Source organism: Aeromonas sp. TECH754, from assembly GCF_056279295.1.
In genome coordinates this window covers 3,860,694-3,881,567 of the sequence record NZ_JBWBRA010000001.1, presented here as the reverse complement: position 1 = coordinate 3,881,567, position 20,874 = coordinate 3,860,694, and the positions used below count along the sequence as shown (strand labels likewise).

21 protein-coding genes are annotated in these 20,874 nt (G+C 59.6%); 9 read left to right on the top strand and 12 right to left on the bottom strand.

The annotated features are described in order from the left end of the window. Positions 1-41 precede the first annotated feature (41 nt). Entirely contained in the window at positions 42-560 is a 519-nt protein-coding gene (locus tag ACZ9IL_RS17760; RefSeq protein ID WP_476004656.1) for an SRPBCC family protein, read from the bottom strand. Positions 561-833: 273 nt separating this feature from the next. Here ACZ9IL_RS17760 and ACZ9IL_RS17755 point away from each other — a divergent pair, with 273 nt between their 5' ends. Next, positions 834-1,931: an NADH:flavin oxidoreductase/NADH oxidase gene (locus ACZ9IL_RS17755; RefSeq protein WP_476004655.1), complete on the top strand. Its 1,098-nt coding sequence runs from the start codon at positions 834-836 to the stop codon at positions 1,929-1,931. Between the two features lie 34 nt (positions 1,932-1,965). Here the strand turns inward: ACZ9IL_RS17755 and ACZ9IL_RS17750 are convergent, their stop codons facing one another. The 9 genes from ACZ9IL_RS17750 to ACZ9IL_RS17710 all read right to left on the bottom strand — a co-directional run bounded on the left by ACZ9IL_RS17750 (position 1,966) and on the right by ACZ9IL_RS17710 (position 9,315). After that, positions 1,966-2,868: a LysR family transcriptional regulator gene (locus ACZ9IL_RS17750; RefSeq protein WP_476004654.1), complete on the bottom strand. Its 903-nt coding sequence runs from the start codon at positions 2,866-2,868 to the stop codon at positions 1,966-1,968. A 117-nt stretch (positions 2,869-2,985) separates the two neighbouring features. Then, a complete protein-coding gene (gene mnmE, locus ACZ9IL_RS17745) occupies positions 2,986-4,347 on the bottom strand; it encodes a tRNA uridine-5-carboxymethylaminomethyl(34) synthesis GTPase MnmE (protein WP_476004653.1) in 1,362 nt (453 codons plus the stop codon). An 84-nt stretch (positions 4,348-4,431) separates the two neighbouring features. Continuing rightward, the gene (yidC, locus tag ACZ9IL_RS17740) at positions 4,432-6,078 is read right to left on the bottom strand and encodes a membrane protein insertase YidC (RefSeq protein WP_476004652.1); all 1,647 of its coding nucleotides are present in this window, start codon (positions 6,076-6,078) and stop codon (positions 4,432-4,434) included. Positions 6,079-6,083: 5 nt separating this feature from the next. Further along, complete coding sequence (gene yidD, locus ACZ9IL_RS17735; protein ID WP_010672280.1) at positions 6,084-6,332, bottom strand: membrane protein insertion efficiency factor YidD; 249 nt, start codon at positions 6,330-6,332, stop codon at positions 6,084-6,086. Then, positions 6,299-6,658 (bottom strand): ribonuclease P protein component, encoded by a 360-nt coding sequence (gene rnpA / locus ACZ9IL_RS17730; protein ID WP_476004651.1) that lies wholly within the window; start codon positions 6,656-6,658, stop codon positions 6,299-6,301. Before rnpA ends, yidD begins: the two co-directional genes overlap by 34 nt. Then, positions 6,658-6,795, bottom strand: coding sequence for a 50S ribosomal protein L34 (gene rpmH, locus ACZ9IL_RS17725; protein WP_033129679.1), 138 nt, complete (start codon positions 6,793-6,795; stop codon positions 6,658-6,660). Before rpmH ends, rnpA begins: the two co-directional genes overlap by 1 nt. 270 nt (positions 6,796-7,065) lie before the next feature. Next, positions 7,066-7,800 (bottom strand): amino acid ABC transporter ATP-binding protein, encoded by a 735-nt coding sequence (locus ACZ9IL_RS17720; RefSeq protein ID WP_476004650.1) that lies wholly within the window; start codon positions 7,798-7,800, stop codon positions 7,066-7,068. Positions 7,801-7,887: 87 nt separating this feature from the next. Beyond that, the gene (locus ACZ9IL_RS17715; protein WP_476004649.1) at positions 7,888-8,556 is read right to left on the bottom strand and encodes an amino acid ABC transporter permease; all 669 of its coding nucleotides are present in this window, start codon (positions 8,554-8,556) and stop codon (positions 7,888-7,890) included. After that, on the bottom strand, positions 8,557-9,315 hold the full coding sequence (locus ACZ9IL_RS17710; RefSeq protein ID WP_476004648.1) for an amino acid ABC transporter substrate-binding protein: 759 nt from the start codon (positions 9,313-9,315) through the stop codon (positions 8,557-8,559). 312 nt (positions 9,316-9,627) lie between these two features. Between ACZ9IL_RS17710 and dnaA the strand changes: the two genes are divergently transcribed. The 6 genes from dnaA to ACZ9IL_RS17680 all read left to right on the top strand — a co-directional run bounded on the left by dnaA (position 9,628) and on the right by ACZ9IL_RS17680 (position 17,067). Further along, a complete protein-coding gene (dnaA, locus tag ACZ9IL_RS17705) occupies positions 9,628-10,998 on the top strand; it encodes a chromosomal replication initiator protein DnaA (protein WP_476004647.1) in 1,371 nt (456 codons plus the stop codon). Between the two features lie 83 nt (positions 10,999-11,081). Further along, positions 11,082-12,185 (top strand): DNA polymerase III subunit beta, encoded by a 1,104-nt coding sequence (gene dnaN, locus ACZ9IL_RS17700; protein ID WP_476004646.1) that lies wholly within the window; start codon positions 11,082-11,084, stop codon positions 12,183-12,185. Between the two features lie 2 nt (positions 12,186-12,187). Further along, positions 12,188-13,291, top strand: a complete 1,104-nt coding sequence (gene recF / locus ACZ9IL_RS17695; protein WP_476004645.1) for a DNA replication/repair protein RecF — start codon at positions 12,188-12,190, stop codon at positions 13,289-13,291. Further along, positions 13,288-15,702, top strand: a complete 2,415-nt coding sequence (gene gyrB, locus ACZ9IL_RS17690) for a DNA topoisomerase (ATP-hydrolyzing) subunit B (RefSeq protein ID WP_476004644.1) — start codon at positions 13,288-13,290, stop codon at positions 15,700-15,702. The genes recF and gyrB overlap by 4 nt, the downstream gene beginning before the upstream one ends. 416 nt (positions 15,703-16,118) lie before the next feature. Continuing rightward, positions 16,119-16,532: an Hsp20 family protein gene (locus ACZ9IL_RS17685; protein WP_476004643.1), complete on the top strand. Its 414-nt coding sequence runs from the start codon at positions 16,119-16,121 to the stop codon at positions 16,530-16,532. A 94-nt stretch (positions 16,533-16,626) separates the two neighbouring features. Then, positions 16,627-17,067 (top strand): Hsp20 family protein, encoded by a 441-nt coding sequence (locus ACZ9IL_RS17680; protein ID WP_476004642.1) that lies wholly within the window; start codon positions 16,627-16,629, stop codon positions 17,065-17,067. 58 nt (positions 17,068-17,125) lie between these two features. Here ACZ9IL_RS17680 and ACZ9IL_RS17675 read toward each other — a convergent pair whose 3' ends face one another. Next, a complete protein-coding gene (locus tag ACZ9IL_RS17675; protein WP_476004641.1) occupies positions 17,126-18,379 on the bottom strand; it encodes a valine--pyruvate transaminase in 1,254 nt (417 codons plus the stop codon). A gap of 281 nt (positions 18,380-18,660) precedes the next feature. Here ACZ9IL_RS17675 and ACZ9IL_RS17670 point away from each other — a divergent pair, with 281 nt between their 5' ends. Beyond that, the gene (locus tag ACZ9IL_RS17670) at positions 18,661-18,894 is read left to right on the top strand and encodes a hypothetical protein (RefSeq protein ID WP_476004640.1); all 234 of its coding nucleotides are present in this window, start codon (positions 18,661-18,663) and stop codon (positions 18,892-18,894) included. On the opposite strand, the gene ACZ9IL_RS17665 is transcribed toward ACZ9IL_RS17670, so the two are convergent. Next, positions 18,875-19,648 carry an AraC family transcriptional regulator gene (locus ACZ9IL_RS17665; RefSeq protein ID WP_476004639.1) on the bottom strand — a complete coding sequence of 258 codons (774 nt, stop codon included), beginning with the start codon at positions 19,646-19,648 and terminating at the stop codon, positions 18,875-18,877. The two genes, ACZ9IL_RS17670 and ACZ9IL_RS17665, sit on opposite strands and share 20 nt — an antisense overlap. 92 nt (positions 19,649-19,740) lie before the next feature. On the opposite strand from ACZ9IL_RS17665, the gene ACZ9IL_RS17660 reads away from it, so the two are divergent. Continuing rightward, entirely contained in the window at positions 19,741-20,868 is a 1,128-nt protein-coding gene (locus ACZ9IL_RS17660; protein WP_476004638.1) for a multidrug effflux MFS transporter, read from the top strand. The last annotated feature ends 6 nt before the right edge of the window (positions 20,869-20,874 follow it).

The window sequence follows — 20,874 nt, the reverse complement described above, 5'->3', positions numbered from 1 at the left end:
GCGAGCAGAAAGCGGGATGGCATGGCCATCCCGCTTTATTTTTAACTGCTTTTGCTTGCCCTGGCAGCAGCAATCAATCCCTTAAGCCACTGATCATGGCCATTTATCATGGGGTTTGGCTCGGCGATCGCCAGGGTCTGGGCCGGTTTGCCTCGTTGGGTCTCCTGGGTCAGGATCCGCAACCGGTTGTGTGACAGCTCCTCCAGCAGCCAGGCATGGTGTACGTCGAGCCGCTCATCGCTGCCTTCCTCTCCGGCCCAGCCATGCCAGGCAATCTGTGCCGGCTGACCCGCTGCAGGGGGCTGATGCTCGACGACCCTGGCATCGACCGGGAAGCCGAAGGTTTCGAAGTAGAAACGCACCCCCTTGGCCAGCGCTGGCCCTTTGCCATCATGAATGCGGATGTTGGCGGAGTTGGGGTAGTAACCGGGCCACAGGGCAGGGGTGTTCAGCAGGGGCCAGACATCGGCCACCTTGAGGTTGGCCACGATAACCTCATTGGAGGCGAAGTTATCGGTCAATCCGGGTAGGTAGCCCTCTGGCCAGACGATCTCGTTCATCTCTTTTTCCTCATGCAGACGGGGGGCGGTGACCCTGGCGGGGCCGCCGTGGATGGCCCTAGGATGGGAAAAACGGTGATATAAGTAAAATCGTCATTTAGTATGTTTCATATTATTAATATTAATATCTTGGGTGCAGGGCACGGCGTCTCGCTGATATTGATCCTGCTGATGGGAGTCATCAGTAATGGCGCTTTGCTATTGTGCCCCGGCTTTTTGCATGATGATCTTCTTTTTTGGCTGTGCCAGCCATCAGTTGCATCAGGAGAAACCATGTCTGCTCTGTTCACCCCCTTTACCCTCAAGGATGTGACCCTTCGCAACCGCATCGCCGTGCCCCCCATGTGCCAATACAGCGCGACCGACGGGCTCGCCAACGAGTGGCACCTGTCCCACTACGCCAACCTGGCCCGGGGGGGCGCGGGGCTGGTGATCGTCGAGGCGACCGCCGTCTCCCCTGAGGGGCGCATCAGCCCGGCCTGTCTGGGGCTGTGGAACGATGAGCAGGCCAGCGAGCTGGCCAGGATAGCCAGTGCCATCAAGGCGGCGGGCGCCGTCCCCGGCATCCAGATCGCCCATGCCGGCCGCAAGGCCAACGCCAACAAGCCGTGGGAAGGGGATGATCATATCGCCGCCGAGGATCCCCGCGGCTGGGAGATCCTCTCTCCCTCTGCCATTCCCTTCGGCCAGCAGTTGTCTCGGATGCCGCGGGCCATGAGCTTGGCGGATATCACCAGGGTGCAGGCCGACTTTGCCGCCGCCGCCAAGCGAGCGAAGAAGGCCGGTTTCGAGTGGCTGGAGCTGCACTTCGCTCACGGCTATCTAGCCCAGAGCTTCTTCTCGGTGCATGCCAACCGGCGCGAGGATGAATACGGTGGCGACTGGCACGGCCGTAGCCGCTTCCTGCTGGAGACCCTGGGGGCGGTGCGTGCGGTCTGGCCGGAGCGGCTGCCGTTGACTGCCCGCTTTGGCGTGATCGAATACGATGGCCGGGATGAGGAGACGCTGCAGGAGTCCATCGCCCTGGCCAAGGCCATGGGAGAGGCCGGGCTCGACATGCTGAGCGTCAGCATGGGCTTCTCCACCCCGGATACCCAAATCCCCTGGGGGCCGGCCTTCCTCGCGCCGATCGCCGGGCGGGTGCGCCAGGAGACCGGCCTGCCGGTGGCCTCCTCCTGGGGCATCGACAATCCCCACAACGCCGAGGCGACCGTGGCGGACGGGCTGCTGGATCTGGTGATGATTGGCCGGGTCCATCTGGCCAACCCCCACTGGCCCTATCAGGCGGCCCTCGCCCTTGGCATCGAGCGCCCCTCCTGGGTGTTGCCCGCCCCCTATGCCCATTGGCTCGAGCGTTATCGCCCGAGTTGATCCCATGAAAAAGGCGCCTATCGGCGCCTTTTTGTTAACTGGCTTGGCTGGTGGTCTGGATCAGCTGCCGCAGCCAGCACTGGGCCGGATCCTTGTGGGTGCGCTCATGCCAGGCCATCGACTTGGTGAAGCCGGGCACGGTGAGCGGGATCTGCAGCTCGGCCAGTCCCAGCTCTCGGGAAATCAGGCGGCGCGGCATCATGGCCACCAGATCGCTGCTGCGCAGCACCTCCATCAGGATCAGGAAGCTTGGGACCGAGAGGGCCACCCTGCGCTCTCGCCCCAAGGCCGCCAGGGCCTGATCGGTCACCCCGGTCAAACCGCCGCCGCTGTAGGAGACCAGCCCGTGGTCCAGGGCGCAGAAGCTCTCCAGCGACAGCTCTCCTTCCCGGGTGACCGGGTGTCCCTCCCGCACCACGCAGACGTACTCCTCCTGATAGAGGGGGCGTAGATGCAGGTTGCCCGGGGTGGAGTCCGGGGTCATCAGGGCCAGATCCAGCTCCCCGCGCTCCAGCTGGCCGTAGACCGACTGATCATCGATCGGATGAGCGACGACCTGGATGCCGGGGGCCTGCTGGCGCAGTTCCCGCAGGAAAGGGAGCAGCACGGCTTGCAGCGCATAGTCGGTGGCGGCCACCGACCAGCGCAAGGTGGCCGTCGCCGGATCGAAGTGGCTGGGTTGCAGCATGAGCTGGATGTCGCCAAGCACCCGCTTGAGGGTGGGGGCCAGCTCCAGCGCCCGCTGGGTCGGCACCACGCCACGGGCGGTGCGCACGAACAGGGGATCGTCGAAGTTGTCCCGCAGCCGGGTCAGCATGCCGCTGACCGCGGGCTGGGTCAGGGAGAGCCGGGCAGCCGCCAGGGTCACGCTGCGCTCGTCGAGCAAGGCATCGAATGCCTTGAGCAGATTCAGATCCAGCTTGCGAATGTCGGTCATGGCCCTGCCGTGTGTGGGGGGAGGAGTGTGTCACTCAACTTGTCATCGACCCCGCCTGATTGGGCAGCATCGATGACAAGTTTTCTTATTTTTAGTGGGTGTTTGTACTAAAAAAACCTATTTACCAATACAAAAACTGGAGAAAATGCGACCCAGCAGATCGTCCGAGCTGAACTCACCGGTGATCTCGCTCAAGGACTCCTGCGCCAGGCGCAGTTCCTCGGCCACCAGCTCGCCGGCGACATAGACCTCGAGCTGCTCCTTGGCCACCAGCAGCCGCTCGGCGGCGCGTTCCAGCGCATCCAGGTGGCGACGACGGGCCATGAAGCCGCCCTCGGTGTTGCCCTGGAAGCCCATGCAGGCCTTGAGGTGCTCGCGCAGGGCGGGCAGCCCCAGCTCGGTCTTGGCGGAGATGCGGTAGACGGCGTGACCCAGCTCCTGGCTCGGTGCCAGATCTTCGCCGGTCAGATCGGCCTTGTTGCGCACCACGGTGAGGCCGATGTTTTTTGGCAACCGATCAACAAATTCCGGCCAGATCTCGTGGGGGTCTATGGCGTTTGTCGTTGTGCCATCCACCATGAACAGCACCCGATCGGCCTGCTCTATCTCGGCCCAGGCGCGCTCTATGCCGATCTGTTCCACCTTGTCCTGGGTGTCGCGCAGGCCGGCGGTGTCGATGATGTGCAGCGGCATGCCATCCAGGTGGATGTGCTCGCGCAGCACGTCACGGGTGGTACCGGCGATCTCGGTGACGATGGCGGACTCGCGCCCGGCCAGGGCGTTGAGCAGGCTCGACTTGCCGGCGTTGGGACGACCGGCGATCACCACCTTCATCCCCTCCCGCAGCAGGGCGCCCTGCTTGGCTTCCCCGCGCACGGCATCCAGCTCGTCCATGATGGCGTACAGATCGCCGGCCACCTTGCCGTCGGAGAGAAAATCGATCTCCTCGTCCGGGAAGTCGATGGCGGCCTCCACATAGATCCGCAACCGGGTGAGACTCTCCACCAGTTGCTGGATCTTGCCGGAGAACTGGCCCTGCAGGGAGTGCATGGCGCTGCGAGCGGCCTGCTCGCTGGAGGCTTCGATCAGATCGGCGATGGCCTCGGCCTGGGCCAGATCCAGCTTGTCGTTGAGGAAGGCGCGTTCGCTGAACTCGCCGGGGCGAGCGGGGCGGATGCCCTCGATCTGCAGGATGCGGCGGATCAGCATGTCCAGGATGACGGGGCCGCCGTGACCCTGCAGTTCCAGCACGTCTTCGCCGGTGAAGCTGTTGGGGGCCTTGAACAGCAGGGCTATGCCCTGATCCAGTGGCTGGCCCTGCTCATCGTTGAACGGCAGATATTCGGCATAACGCACTCGGGGGAGCCTGCCGAGCACGGCTTCGGCGACCCGCTCGGCGGCGGGGCCCGAGACCCGGACTATGCCGACGCCACCCCGGCCGGGAGCGGTGGCCTGAGCCACTATTGTATCTGTTGTCATTTGCTTGACTCGTCTGTTCGGTGATTGCGGACATTGTAATAAAAAAGGCGGCCCGAAGGCCGCCTCTTTTGTCATCGGGGAAGATTAGCTGCGGGTGTGCAGGCCTTTCTTCTCCAGCTGACGATAGATGATGGTCTGCTGGGTGATGGAGATGACGTTACTCACCAGCCAGTACAGGGTCAGACCAGCCGGGAACCAGAGGAACATGAAGGTGAAGATGATCGGCATGAACTGCATCACTTTCTGCTGCATCGGGTCGGTGATGGTGGTCGGGCTCATCTTCTGCAGATACCACATGGAGGCACCCATGAGGATCGGCAGCACGAAGAAGGGGTCCTTCACCGACAGGTCGGTGATCCACAGGGCGAACGGCGCATGACGCAGCTCAACCGATTCCATCAGTGCCCAGTAGAGGGCGATGAAGATCGGCATCTGCACCAGGATCGGCAGACAGCCACCGAGCGGGTTGACCTTCTCCTTCTTGTACAGCTCCATCATGCCCTGGGACATCTTCTGGCGATCGTCACCGAAGCGTTCCTTGAGCGCGGCCAGCTTGGGCTGCAGCATGCGCATCTTGGCCATGGAGGTGTACTGGGCCTTGGTCAGCGGGAACATGATGCCGCGAACCAGCAGGGTCAGCATGATGATGGCCACACCCCAGTTCTGGACGAAACCGTGGAACACGGTCAGCAGCCAGTGCAGCGGTTGGGCGATGAACCAGAGCCAGCCGTAGTCGACAGTCAGGTCGAGGTGGTTTGCCACCTTGGCCATCTGGTCTTGCAGCTTGGGACCGACCCACAGCTTGCTGCCCACTTCGGCTTGCTGGCCGGCGGCCACGTCAACCAGCGGCGCCTTGTAGCCGATGATGGCCTGGTCTTTACCCGGGATCACGCGGCTGTAGAAGCTGTTGTTGTCGTCGGCATTCGGTGCCCAGGCAGAGACGAAGTAGTGTTGCAGCATGGCGACCCAACCACCTTTGGTGGTCTTGTTCAGGTCGGCATCCTTCATCTCGTCGAAGGTGTACTTCTTGTAGCGGGTGTCTTCGCTGGAGAAGGCGCCACCACGGTAGGCGCTGGCCACCATGGCATGACCTTCCTGATCCTTCGGTGTGGTCACGGTCTGCTTCAGCTGACCATAGAACTGCACCTGGACCGGCTCGGCGGATTTGTTGTCGATCTTGTAATCGACGCCAATCGCATAGTCACCGCGCTTGAGCACGAATTCCTTGGTGAAGACCACGCCCTTGCTGTCGGTCCAGGTCATGGGCACCACGACTTGATCCTGACCGTCGGCCAGCTGATAGCTGGTCTGGGCGGCTTCATAGGTGGGACGACCCTGGGGCTGGCTGTCCGGGCCATCGCGACCCACCAGACCACTCTGGGCAACATAGATGTGCGCAGGTTGGCTGGTCAGCAGCGTGAACGCCTGTTCCTTGCCTTCTTCCAGCTTGTGGGCCAGCAGTTCGGCAGAGACGATGTCACCACCCTGGGTATCCAGGGTCAGCTTGAGCACGTCGGAGGAGACGGTGACAAGCTTGCGTGCGGCGGTGGCGTTGGCTTGCTCGGAAACCTGGGGAATATCACCGGTCTGACCGGCTTCAGGCACGAAATGTTCGGTTTGGGCCACGGTAACCGGGGCCGGCTTCGGAGCCTTGTCGGACTCCCACTGTTGCCAGAGCAAGAAGCTCACGAACAGCAAACCGATCAGAAGTAAATTGCGTTGTGATTCCATAGTCTTCAGTTTCTTCGCTTTGGTTGCGGAACCGGGTCATAACCACCCTCGGATAAGGGATGGCATTTTAATAGACGTTTGCTAGCTAACCAAACGCCTTTTATGAAACCGTGAAGTCGGATGGCTTCTATCGCAAATTGGGAACAAGTCGGAGTGAAACGGCAGCGTGGCCCGAGCAGGGGACTAATGATTAGCTGATACAGGCGTATCAGTTTGATAGCTACCCATTGCAACGGCGTGACAGAGTGCGCCATAGCTTTTCCAGTAACTTGAACAACTCCTCGTTATCCATCTCTTTGATGCCGCCTTTGGCTATGACGACGATGTCGATAGCGGGCAGGTTGGCCTGATTGAGACGGAAGCTTTCCCGTACCACTCGTTTGACACGGTTGCGCCAGACCGCACGCTTGAGTGCTTTTTTGGGCACAGCGAGGCCAAGACGGGGGTGTTCGAGGGTGTTGGGGCAAGCAAGAAGTGTAATTTGCGGCGAAGCGGCCCGGACAGGCTCGGCGAAAACGCGTTTGAAGTGTTCGGGAGTTAACAGACGTAACTCCCGAGAGAAGGTGTGCTGGGTAGGCATTAGACTACCAGGCGGGCACGACCCTTGGCACGACGAGCGGCCAGAACCTTGCGACCGTTGGCAGTAGCCATGCGAGCGCGGAAACCGTGAGAGCGCTTGCGCTTCAGGTTGGACGGCTGAAAAGTACGTTTACTCATGATTAGATTCCGTATTTCTGTACAGTTTTGATTGTCACACTGAGCCGACGCGCCAGCTATAGCGTGTGACGACTAGCAAAAGAGGCCGAATTCTAAACAGAGTTCGGCTTCTCGTCAATCCGCCGCACCCCTCATCTTGCACCGAACTCATGAAAGAGGCCGTGAAAGCTGACAGGATCCGGAGGATCAAGGGCCCCGAATTATACTGGCAACCCGGGGTTAAACAAGGATCCTCCAAGAAAAAAGGCGGCAAGGCCGCCAAAGAGAGAGCTATTTAAGCACTTTGCGCAGGAATTCCCGGGTGCGGGGATCCTGCGGATCGACCAATATCTGGCTCGGTGGGCCCTGCTCCACGATCCGGCCCCCTTCCATGAAGATCACCCGATCGGCGACATCACGGGCAAACTCGATCTCGTGGGTCACCACCACCATGGTCTGGTGCTGGCTGGCGAGCAGTTTCATCAGCCCCAACACCTCATCGACCCATTCGGGATCGAGCGCCGAGGTGGGTTCATCGAACAGGATCACCTTGGAGTGCGCCGCCATGGCACGACCTATGCCTACACGCTGCTGCTGGCCGCCGGACAGCGACGCCGGATAGGCATCCCGCTTGTCGGCGAGGCCGATGTCCTTGAGGATGCCGAGTGCGGTGGCTCGCGCCTCCGCCTTGGGTTGCTTCCAGACGGTGATCAGCCCCTCGGCAATGTTGTCCAGCGCCGTCTTGTTGGCGAACAGGGCGTAGTTCTGGAACACGAAGGAGGCGCGCTTGCGCAGCTCGATGGCCTGCTGCTCGCTGGCATTGGCCAGATCCAGCCGCAGATCGTCGATGGCAAGCGCGCCGGCATCCGGCGTCTCCAGCAGATTCAGGCAGCGCAACAGGGTTGATTTACCGGTGCCGGAGGGGCCGATGATGACCACAATCTCCCCCTTCTTGACCTCCAGATCGATGCTGTTGAGCACTACATTGTCATCGAACGCCTTGGTGAGGCCGCTCAGTTTGATCATGAGTTGTTCCTCAGTCGGCGCAGTTAAACCGGGCTTCCAGCAGGAGCTGTGAGTGAATAATTAACTTGTTCATCATCTTGTCCTCCCTTAGTAAGCACGGTTGAGACGAACTTCCAGCAGATGCTGCAAGCGGGTGAAGAAGATGACCACGACCCAGTAGACCAGGGCCACTGCCATGAAGCTCTCGAAGAACTTGAAGGAGGAGGCCGCTTCCATCTGCGCCTTGCCCATGATCTCCGCCACCCCGAGAGTGAAGGCCAGCGAGGTGCTCTTGATCATGTCGATGAAGTAGTTCATCAGCGACGGGGTCGCGATGCGGGCCGCTTGCGGCAGAATGATCCGCTGCATCGCCTGGTAGCGGCTCATGCCGATGCTGAGGGCTGCCTCCATCTGACTCTTGTGGATGCCCAGAATGGCGGCCCGGATCGACTCGGCCATGTAGGCGGCAAAGTGCAGGGTCAGGCCTATGATGGCGGCGGTGAAGGCATCCATCCCCACGAAGATGGGGAAGAGTTGTGGCAGGCCGTAGTAGAGCAGGAACAGCTGGACGAGCAGAGGGGTACCCCGAAAGAACGAGATATAGAGCATCGCCAGCCAGTGAATCGCGGGAACGCGAAACACCCGTACTATCGCCAGGGCCAGCGACAGCACGAGTGCCAATACGAATCCCCACAGGGCCATTTCCATCGTGGTGCCCAGATATTTGAGCAGGATGGGGAACAGCCCGAGCGTGTACTCGAGATCGAAATGCATCATTTATTTGCTGGTGATGTCCGCTGCGAACCATTTTTCCGAGATCTTGGTCAGGGAGCCGTCTTTGCGCATGGCGGTCAGGGCATCGTCAACTTTCTTCAGCACGGCCTGCTTTTCCGGGGTTTTCAGGAAGGGCAGGGCGTTTTCGATAGTCTCGAATGGCTTGCCGGCCTGTTGCAGCGGCAGCTTGGATTCCTTGATCAGCTGGGCGGTGGAGACGCGGTCCATCACGAAGGCATCGATGCGACCCAGGGCGACGTCCTGCTCGAAGCTGGAATCATAGGTACGGATGTCGATCTTCTTGTTCGGATCGTTCTTGCGCAGCAGCTCTTCGAAGTTGGAGCCGAGGTTCACCGCGACGGTCTTGCCTTCCAGATCCTTGAGACCCTGGATGCTGTCGTTACCCTTGCGTACTACTATCTGGGCGCCGTCATAGACATAGGGCTGGGAGAAGGCGTACTTGGCCTTGCGCTCGTCGGTGATGGTGATCTGGTTGGAGATGGTATCGACGCGACCGGTTTCCAGCATGCCGAACAGACCGGAGAAGCTGGCGGTGACGAATTCGACCTTGTAGCCGGCACGCTCACCGATCTGGTTCCACATGTCCACCTCGAAGCCCTGCAGCTTGTCCTGCTTGACGAAGGTGAACGGGAAATATTTGCCGGACATGCCGACCTTGATGGTTTCCTGGGCGATGGCTTGGCCTGACAGGGCGGCCAGCAGAATGGCGGCGCCGGAGATCAGCTTGATGGTGGATGTCATGGGATTCCTCTCTCTCTATATTGTCTTGTATTTTTAGTTGTAATCACGGGTTGGCGCTGATGTTATTGGAATAAAATATAAAGAATAAATGATATTTGGTTATATAAAATAACCGCAGCAGCACCGAATCATTCTGTCCACACCCCAGCTGGTAGCTGTGGGTAACTTTGGGGATGAAATCAGATCCTGGGGCGCTGGATCCTTGAAAGTCAAGGATCTTATTTGCTGGATCCCCGTGGCGGCAACTGGAGATCCAGCCGCTAAAAACGTAGAATAGCCGGTCTTTAGTTAATCAATTGACGGGAGTCTAGAGTGACTGCTTCGCTATGGCAGCAGTGCCTAAACCGGCTGCAAGATGAGTTGCCCTCGGCAGAATTCAGCATGTGGATCCGGCCGCTTCAAGCGGAGTTGAGTGACAATACTCTGACCCTGTATGCACCTAATCGCTTCGTTCTGGATTGGGTACGCGACAAGTACCTGCTCCGGGTCAACGGCATCATCAATGAACTCTGTGGCGTCGATGGTCCCACCCTGCGTTTTGACATAGGTAATCGTCCCCATCCCGTCGCGGTCGCCAGAGCGCCGACGCGGGGGGCTGCGCCTGTGAATAACTTGCAGAAGAGCTGGGAAAGCAAGGCGGAAACCAAGCCCGAGCCGAACCACAAGAGCAACACCAACGTGAACTATACCTTCGAGAATTTCGTCGAAGGTAAGTCCAACCAGTTGGCCCGTGCGGCGGCCCGTCAGGTCGCCGACAATCCGGGTGGCGCTTATAATCCGCTGTTCCTCTATGGTGGTACCGGTCTGGGCAAGACCCACCTGCTGCACGCCGTTGGCAATGCCATCAAGGAACGCAAGAAAGACGCCAAAGTCATCTACATGCACTCCGAGCGTTTCGTTCAGGACATGGTGAAGGCGCTGCAGAATAACGCCATTGAAGAGTTCAAGCGTTATTACCGTAGCGTCGATGCCCTGCTCATCGATGACATCCAGTTCTTCGCCAACAAGGAGCGCTCCCAGGAGGAGTTCTTCCATACCTTCAACGCCTTGCTCGAAGGTAACCAGCAGATCATCCTGACCTCGGATCGTTATCCGAAGGAGATCAACGGGGTGGAGGATCGCCTCAAGTCCCGCTTCGGCTGGGGCCTGACGGTGGCGATCGAACCGCCAGAGCTGGAGACCCGAGTCGCGATCCTGATGCGCAAGGCGGACGAAAACCAGATCCACCTGCCGGACGAAGTCGCCTTCTTCATCGCCAAGCGCCTGAGATCCAACGTCCGTGAGCTGGAGGGGGCCCTCAACCGGGTCATCGCCAACGCCAACTTCACCGGTCGTGCCATCAACATCGATTTCGTGCGTGAAGCGCTGCGCGACTTGCTGGCCTTGCAGGAAAAACTGGTCACCATCGACAACATCCAGAAGACGGTGGCGGAGTACTACAAGATCAAGCTGGCGGACCTGCTGTCCAAACGCCGTTCACGCTCGGTAGCCCGTCCACGCCAGCTGGCGATGGCACTGGCCAAGGAGCTGACCAACCACAGTTTGCCGGAAATCGGGGATGCCTTTGGTGGCCGTGACCACACAACCGTTCTTCATGCCTGCCGCAAGATCGAGCAGCTGAAGGAGGAGAGTCACGACATCAAGGAGGACTATTCCAACCTGATCCGTACCCTTTCGTCCTGATAATGGAACGGAGTGCACAGATGCAGCTTGAATATTCCAACCTGATCCGAATTTTTTCCTCCTAATCACAACGGAGAGCACAGATGCAGCTCGAAATTAGCCGTGAGGCCCTGTTACGTCCTCTGCAACTGGTGTCCGGTGCCCTCGGTGGCCGACCGACCCTGCCGATCCTCGGCAACGTCCTGCTCGATGTCAGCAACGGTCTGTTATCCCTGACCGGTACCGACCTCGAAGTGGAGATGAGAGGTTTGGTCTATCTCAACAGCGACAGCCAGGATGGCCGCACCACAGTGCCGGCCCGCAAGTTGCTGGACATCTGCCGTGGCCTGCCGGAAGGGGCGGACATTCGCCTCAGTACCGAAGGCGAACGGTTGATCATCCGCTCTGGTCGTTCCCGCTTCAATCTGTCGACCCTGCCGGCGACCGAGTATCCGAATATCGAGGACTGGGAATCCGTGCTCGAGTTCGACATCAGCCAGCTGGAGCTGAAGAAGCTGATCGATGCGACCCAGTTCTCCATGGCCAGCCAGGACGTGCGCTACTACCTGAACGGCATGCTGTTCGAGAGCGAGGGTCACGGCCTGCGCACGGTCGCGACCGACGGTCACCGCCTGGCCACCTGCCGCCGCGAGGTGGTGCAGGAATCGTTGCCCGATCATCAGGTTATCCTGCCTCGCAAAGGGGTGCTGGAGCTGGTGCGTTTGCTGGAGGCGGAGGACAAGCCGGTACGGCTGCAGATCGGTCGCAGCAACCTGCGCGCCGCCCTCGACGGTTTCATCTTCACCTCCAAGCTGGTGGATGGCCGCTTCCCTGACTGGCGCCGCGTCATCCCGCGGGGCAGCGACAAGGCCCTGATCGCCGGTCGCGAGGATCTGCGCCAGGCCTTCGCCCGTGCAGCCATCCTCTCCAACGAAAAATTCCGTGGGGTGCGTCTCAATTTGCAGCAACACTTGCTGCGCATCACCGCCAACAATCCGGAACAGGAAGAAGCGGAAGAGTTGCTTGACGTACAATACGAGGCTGGCGAGATGGAGATCGGCTTCAACGTCTCCTATGTGCTGGACGTGTTGAATACGTTAAAATGTGACCAGATCCGGATCAGCCTGAGCGATTCCATCAGCAGTGCCATTATTGAGGATTTTGACAGCCAAGATGCTCAGTACGTGGTGATGCCGATGCGGATCTAGTCGTGTCCCTGGTCAAGCTCCAGCTCAGCGACTTTCGCAATATCCAGCAGGCCAGTCTCAAGCTGTCACCCGGCCTCAACATCCTGGTCGGGTGCAACGGCAGCGGCAAGACCAGCGTGCTGGAAGCCATTCACTACCTCGGTCTCGGTCGTTCTTTCCGCACTCACCTGACCGGGCGGGTCATCCGCCAGGGGGAGCGGGCCTTCACCCTGTTTGCCCAGTGCGAGCTGGAGGGGCGCCAGGTGCCCATCGGGCTCGCCAAGGACAAGAGTGGAGAGACCCAGCTCAAGATCGCCGGCGCCCAGGCCCAGCGATTGGCCGAGCTGGCCGAGCTGCTGCCGGTGCAGTTGATCCATCCCGATGGTTTCAACCTGCTGACCGGCGGGCCCCAGGCCCGTCGGGCCTGGCTGGATTGGGGTGTTTTTCATCAGGAGCCGACCTTTTTCTCCCTGTGGGGACGAGTGCGGCGGTTGCTGAAACAACGTAATGCCCTGCTGCGTCAGAGCAGTCAGTATCGCCAGTTAGCGTTCTGGGATCAGGAGTTGGTGCGGTTAGGGGGGGAACTGGCAGAGTTTCGCGCCAGTTATTGTCAGGCCATTACGCCCCTGATCAAGGAAATGACGGCGGATTTTTTGCCGGAATTCGATATCAGCCTCGGTTTCTACCGGGGCTGGGAGAAAGACCGCCCCCTCGGCGACTTGCTGGAGGCTGGGTTCGAGCGGGATCGCTCGCTGGGCTACACAGGAGTAGGCCCGCAGAAGGCCGATGTGCGGCTCAAGGCGAACGGTGTACCCGCTCAGGATATTTTGTCCAGGGGTCAGCTGAAGTTGCTGGTCTGCGCCATGCGACTGGCCCAAGGGCTCTATTTGAATCAACATAGCAGCCGTGGCTGTATTTTTTTAATTGATGATTTTGCCTCTGAACTGGATGTCGACAAGCGCCGACTGCTGGCTGCAAGGCTCAAGCAGTGTGCGTCTCAGGTGTTTATCACCGCCATCGATACCGGTCAGCTCGCAGACATGATGGATGCGAGTGACTGCAAGCTGTTCCACGTGGAACAAGGCAAGATCTCCGAAACGTTAGAGAAGGCAGAGAGTAAGCTATGAGTGAAAATACTTACGACTCCTCGAATATCAAGGTGCTGAAGGGCCTGGATGCGGTCCGCAAGCGCCCGGGGATGTATATCGGCGATACGGACGATGGCTCGGGTCTGCACCACATGGTGTTCGAAGTCGTCGATAACTCCATTGATGAGGCTCTGGCTGGCTACTGCTCCGAGATCCAGGTCAAGATCCATTCGGACGGTTCCGTCTCGGTACGCGATAACGGCCGCGGCATCCCGGTCGACATGCACGAAGAGGAAGGTCGTTCTGCGGCCGAGGTCATCATGACCGTGCTGCATGCGGGCGGCAAGTTTGATGACAACTCCTACAAGGTGTCCGGTGGCTTGCACGGCGTGGGTGTCTCCGTGGTGAACGCCCTCTCTGACAAACTGCTGCTGACCATTCGCCGCAATGGGCACGTCTACGAGCAGACCTATCGTCTGGGTGAGCCGCAGGCACCGCTCAAGCAGATCGGTGACAGTACCACTGGCACTGGCACCGAGGTGCGCTTCTGGCCGAGCCCGACCATCTTCAGCGATACCCTGTATCACTACGAGATCCTGGCAAAGCGCCTGCGCGAGCTCTCCTTCCTCAACTCCGGTGTCTCCATCTATCTCTCTGATGAGCGCGACGGCCGTGAGGCACATTTCTGCTATGAAGGTGGCATCAAGGCCTTCGTCGAATACCTGAACCAGAACAAGACCCCGATCCACCCGAAGGTGTTCCATTTCAGCACCGAGCAGGATGGTATCGGCGTCGAAGTCGCCATGCAGTGGAACGATGCCTATCAGGAAGGGGTGTACTGCTTCACCAACAACATCCCGCAGCGGGATGGCGGCACCCACCTGGTAGGCTTCCGTACCGCGCTGACCCGCACCCTCAACACCTATATGGATAAAGAGGACTACAGCAAGAAGGCCAAGTCGGCCGCCAGTGGCGACGACGTGCGTGAAGGTCTGATTGCGGTCATCTCCGTCAAGGTACCGGATCCCAAATTCTCCTCCCAGACCAAGGACAAGCTGGTCTCGTCCGAGGTGAAGACCGCCGTCGAACAGGCGATGGGTGAGAAGCTGGCGGACTTCCTGCTGGAAAACCCGAGCGATGCCAAGATCGTGGTCAACAAGATCATCGATGCGGCCCGTGCCCGTGAGGCGGCCCGCAAGGCGCGTGAGTTGACTCGTCGCAAGGGCGCGCTGGATATCGCAGGCTTGCCCGGCAAGCTGGCAGATTGCCAGGAGAAAGACCCGGCCCTGTCCGAACTCTACATAGTGGAAGGGGACTCTGCTGGCGGCTCCGCCAAGCAGGGTCGCAACCGCAAGAACCAGGCCATACTGCCGCTCAAGGGCAAGATCCTGAACGTGGAGAAGGCCCGTTTCGACAAGATGATCTCCTCGCAAGAGGTGGGCACCCTGATCACCGCCCTGGGCTGTGGCATCGGTCGTGACGAGTACAACCCGGACAAGCTGCGTTACCACAACATCATCATCATGACCGATGCGGACGTCGATGGTGCTCACATCCGGACCCTGCTGCTGACCTTCTTCTATCGTCAGATGCCGGAAATCATCGAGCGTGGCTACGTCTTCATCGCTCAGCCGCCGCTGTACAAGGTCAAGAAGGGCAAGCAGGAGCAGTATCTGAAAGATGAAGATGCGCTGCTGCAGTACCAGACCGCCATGGCACTGGATGGTGCGACCCTGCACGTCAACGAGTCTGCCCCGGCCATCGGTGGCGAGGCGCTGGAGCGTCTGGTCAATCAGCATCGCGCCGTCTCCCATCTGATCAGCCGCATGTCCCGCCGTGCCCCCGAGGCCGTGTTGACCCAGCTGATCTATCAGCCTGAGCTGACCGAAGCCCTGCTGGCCAGCGAGAGCGATCTGCTGGCCTGGTGCCAGGCCATGGAGGCCGTGCTCAACGAGAGCAACCAGGGCATCCAGTACCAGATGCAGGTACGCCGTGACGAGGAGCGGCGCCTGTTCGTGCCGCACGCGGTGGTGCGTCATCACGGTGTCGATCGTGAATACGCGATCAGCTACGACTTCCTGCAGTCTGGCGAGTACCGTCAGCTGGTTTCTCTGGGCAAGGAGATCGCGAACCTGATCGAGGATGGTGGTTTCATCAAGCGCGGCGAGAAGGTCAAGCCGGTCGCCAACTTCGTGGAAGCCGTAGACTGGCTGATGAGCGAAGGCAAGCGCGGCATCTACATCCAGCGTTATAAAGGGCTGGGCGAGATGAACCCGGACCAGCTGTGGGAGACCACCATGGATCCGGAAGCGCGCCGCATGCTGCGCGTCACCATCGACGACGCTGTCGGTGCCGACCAGCTGTTCTCCACCCTGATGGGTGATGCGGTCGAGCCGCGTCGTGACTTCATCGAAACCAACGCCCTGCGGGTAGCGAACCTCGACGTCTAATCGACGCAGTCAGCTAGCAATAAAAAAGCCGGTCCTTGTGACCGGCTTTTTTGTTTTCGATGTTCCACGTGAAACATGAAACCGAATTACCCCAGCTCCGCTGTCAGGCAGTAGAGACATAGGCGAGCAGGGCAAGCAGGCGTTCGGAACGGGACATGGGGAAACTCCTCGGGGCTTCTGGCCTTGGGCCGGCTGGAACAGAGGCCGGCGACTCTTGTTATTGCGGGACGTCGTCACCATATTCGCTTCGTCATAGGGTCCGGGTGGTCGCAAAAAATTTTTCAATTTTTCCCTTGAAAGCAAAAAGCTGACCCCTATATAGGTAACAAGGCCGGAACGCTCAATAGAGGTTTCGACCAGGCGCCCGTCCAAATGGAGGGCAAACAATTGGTTATCGCTCACAAGAGGATAATACTATGCGTTCTATCGACTTCTCTCCGCTCTATCGTTCTGCCATCGGTTTCGATCGTCTGGCCAATCTCATCGAATCTGCGGCCAGCAATGGCAATGCCGGTTATCCCCCCTACAACATCGAGCAACTGGGCGACAACGATTATCGCATCAGCATGGCAGTGGCGGGCTTTACCCAGGAGGAGCTGGAGCTGAGCTTCCAGGAAAACCTGCTGACGGTGAAGGGCAGCAAGCAGGCCGATACCGATCGCAACTATCTCTATCAAGGCATCGCCGAGCGAGGCTTCGAGCGTCGCTTCCAGCTGGCTGATTATGTGCGGGTGAAGGGTGCCGATCTGAAAAACGGTCTGTTGCACATCGAACTGGCGCGTGAAGTGCCCGAGGCGATGAAGCCGCGCAAGATCGAGATCAGCGGCTAATTGCCACTCTGACCAATGTCATATCTTGTTTCCCGGGTGCCTTGTGAGGGGCCTGTGGAGATTGAAACCTGTTGCTTAATAAAAGGATAGGATTATGCGTAACCTCGATTTTTCTCATCTCTCTTCCAATGCCGTCGGCTTCGAGCGGATGGCCCGTGAGCTGGAAGGCCTGTTTGAACACAAGACAGCCGCCTATCCCCCTTACAACATCGAAAAGCGGGAGCAAGACGGCTACCGCATCACCCTGGCGGTGGCGGGCTTCGAGCGTGAAGAGCTGGAGCTGGAGACCGAGAACGGTACCCTCAAGGTGAAGGGCCGCAAGGCACCCGCCGCCGGGGAGCGTCGATTCCTCCATCAGGGCATCGCCGAACGTGACTTTGAGCTCGCCTTCAAGCTGAGCCAGCACGTCGAGGTGCGAGGTGCCAAACTGGAGCACGGTCTGCTGGTCATCGATCTGGCCCGCGAACTGCCGGAGGCGCTCAAGCCCCGTGCCATCCCTATCGGTCAGGCCGAGCAGCTGGCGCTGCCGAGCTAAACCCGGAGACAGAAAAGGCCTGCGATTGCAGGCCTTTTTCATTTTCGGGCGCCGGGCTTCAGCTGCCGGCGTAGAGGCGGTTGATCTCCTCGGCCAGGATGGCGACACCCCGGCGCACCAGCTCCTCGCTCTGGGAGTAGTTGAGGCGGATGCACTCCTGGCTGTGGCGCCACTCGGGATCGTCGATGCCGGGGAAGAAGTAGTGGCCCGGCACGATCAGCAGGTTCTTCTCCTTCAATCGCTCATAGAGTATCTGGCTGTGGACTGGCAAGTCTTCGAACCAGAGCCAGAGGAAGAGGGCGCCTTCCGGTTTGTGGATATGGAAGCGGGGATCCGGGATCGCCTCGCGCAATAACTTCACCGCCAGCTCGGCCTTCTGCTGGTAGAAAGGCTTCACCACCTGTTCGCTCAGGGCGATGATCTCGCCACTCTCGATCATCGGGATGGTGATGGCGGGTCCCAGGCTGCCCGGTGCCAGATTGATGATGCCGCTCAGGTTGGTAATGGCCTGGATGATCTTCTCGTCGGCGATGACGATGCCACAACGGGTACCCGGCAACCCCAGCTTGGAGAGGCTCATGCAGAGGATGGTGTTGGCATTCCAGAACGGCTTGGCTTCGCTGAAGATGATGCCGGGAAAGGGCACCCCGTAGGCGTTGTCGATCAGCAGCGGAATCCCCTTGTCGCGCGCGATCTGATCCAGGTGCTCGATCTCGTCGTCGGTCAGCACGTTGCCGGTCGGGTTGGTCGGGCGGGAGACACAGATCACTCCGATGTCATCGCCCACCTGCAGGCTCTCGAAGTCCACGTGGTATTTGAACTGACCATCGGCCAACTTCTCGATGGTGGGCTTGTAGGCGACGAAGTGATCCTCGGCCAGGGCCGAGTCGGCATAGCCGATATATTCGGGGGCCAGGGGGAAGAGCACCTTCTTCTTGCGGCCATCGGCGAACTCGCCGGCCAGCAGATTGAACAGATAGAAGAAGGCGTTTTGGCTGCCGTTGGTCAGGGCGATATTCTTGGCGGTGATCTCCCAGCCGAGCTCCTTGCTGAGCAGGGCGGCCAGTGCCTTGGTGAACCTGTCCTTGCCTTGCGGGCCGTCGTAGTTGGCCATGGCTTTGACCAGTTCACCGTTATTAAGCAGGTTCTGCGCCTCGGTTTGGAAGCGTTCCAGCATGGCGGGAATGGGGGCCGGGTTGCCGCCCCCCAGCATGATGGCGTTTGGATTGAGCAGCCCCTGATTTAGGTCATCCATGAGTTGTGTAATGCCGGCGTGGCGAGTGAATTTCTCGCCGAACAAGGAAAATTCCATTCGGTGGCAGATCCAGATTGAGTAACGGGGATGTAGCACCATAGCTCAGTTTAAAAGCGGGTGTCGATCAAAAAAACCGGACGTTTCACGTGGAACGGTAGACGAAAACAGGGTGTGGTAAAAACAACCAACAATTGGTTTAAAAACAACCATGTAAAGTGGCTTATGCATCCGGCTGCGCATCATAAAAACACTAAATTAAACAAAATCATGACGTTACAAATTTGGCACGAGTATTGGAATAACTCTCTGGTCATTTCAACCCTACCGGAGAATGCCAGATGAAAACCCTGATCACCGCCCTGATGCTGAGCACTTTGAGTCTGAATACCATGGCCAATGAGCACCCCAGACCCGAGCTGGATACCCGCCAACTGGAGCAGGAATTAGTGGCTCAGCAACAGGCAGCTTCCCATGCCGTGGTACTGGGTGCGCTGGATAACCTCAAGCCACTGGCGCTGGACACGCAGATGGTGGAGGTCAGCTTGGCAAACGCTAGCCACCCCGAGAGTTGAGATAGCGTAATGGCGTTTGCCCCGAATGCTGCTTGAAGAAGCTGATGAAGGCGCTGTCGCTGGAGAACTCCAGCTGCCCCGCCACCTGGCTGAGAGGCGCCGCTTCGGCCAACAGCTCAAGGGCGCGCAACAATCGCCACTGCTGACGCCAGGCCTGGTAGCTCATGCCGGTGTCTCGCATAAAGATACGGCCAATGGTCTTGTCACTGGCACCCACCCGCTCGGCCAGCCGGTTGAGCCGAACGGGCAGGGTGCCGTTTTGTTTCACCTCCTGCAGCCAGCTTGCCAGTCGCGGATCGGCGGGCAAGGGGAGTTGCCAGGATTCCTGCGGTGCCTGTACCAGTTCCTCCACAAACAGTGCCAGTGTCCGGCTCTGCTCCTGCTCCGGCTTGTCCCATGGCCAGAATGCCATCCGCTCGATGACTTCCCGCAGCAGGGGATTGACCGCGATCACCTGCATGCCGTCAGGCAGCTCAGGCTGTGGCGTGAAGTAGAGGGAGCGGTAGGCGACCACCCCACGCATCAGTACCCGATGGGGCGTGCCCGCCGGTAGCCAGGCCGCCCGACTCGGTGGCAACAGGCAGAGCTGGTTCTCCAGCTCGATGCTCATGCAACCCGCCTGGGCGAACAGCAGCTGATGACGGTCATGCCGGTGCAGGCCTGAGTCGTGCCAGCCGAGATCGGAGGCGATGCCCAGCACCTCACCAGCCAGCTGGTCGGGATCGAAAGGGTGATCGGGAAGAATAAAGGCCATCTGTCCGATTTTTGATGTTTATAGTCCTGCATATTGTAATCAGACATTTGGTTTCTCACTAGACTGGCAGCCTCTCGTTAAGGAGGTGTGCCATGAACAACAAGTCGCCGCCGCTCTGGCTGGTAGTCGGGTTGATGATGTTTCCCCAGATAGTGGAGACCATCTATAGCCCGGTACTGACTCATATCGCCAGCCAGTTTCGGGTGAGTGACGCTCAGGCATCCCAGACTCTGTCGGTCTATTTTCTGGCATTCGCGGTGGGGGTGGTCTGCTGGGGGCGGCTGTGCGATCTCGTCGGACGGCGCCCGGCCATGCTGGCCGGTTTGCTGACTTACGGGTTTGGCACCCTGCTGGCCTTGCTGGCTCAGCAGTTCGAGACCCTGCTGCTGGCCAGGATCATCTCGGCCTTTGGCGCCGCCGTGGGCTCCGTGGTTACCCAGACCATGCTGCGTGACAGCTACCAGGGCAGGGAGCTGGCACGGGTCTTCTCGGTGATGGGAGTGGCACTGTCTCTCAGTCCGGTGCTCGGCTTGATGAGCGGCGGTCTGCTGGTCGAGCAATTTGGTTACCTCGGCGTGTTTGGCGGTTTACTGGTGCTAGCCCTGGGGCTGTTGCTGATCGCCAGCTGGCGGCTGTCGGAGACGCGTCCGGCGAGTACCAGCAGGGTCGCGCTGTGGCCGCTGGCGTGCCGGATGGCGCGGGATACCGGGCTCTGGCGCAGCGCCCTGCTGGTGGCCCTGTTCAACACCATGCTGTTCGGCTACTACAGCCTGGCGCCGTTCATCTTTGCCGGACTGGGGCTGACGGCCAGCGACTTTGGTTGCTCTGGTCTGGTGCTGGCACTGGCGACGCTGATTGGCAGCTTGCTGAACAAGCGGTTGCTGGGCAAGGGGTGGTCGCCAGGATCGCTAACTCGGTTGGCGGTGTCTCTGGCACTGGGCTCTGGCATTGCGGTATGGATGAGTCAGGCATCGCTCTGGTTTCTGCTGCCCATGATGGGAGCCGTGGTGGCCTTTGGCCTCGCCATTCCCAATGTGCTGAGTCAGGCACTGTTGGCCTATCGCGAGGTGGCGGGCAGCGCCGGTGCTCTGTTCGGACTGGCCTACTATCTGCTGCTCAGCCTGGGGCTGGCGATGGCTGCTGCCCTGCAGGATCTGGGATGGTTGCTCATCGGTTGCGGCCTGCTGGCCGTACTGTGCAGCGGACGGTGTTCCACGTGAAACGTC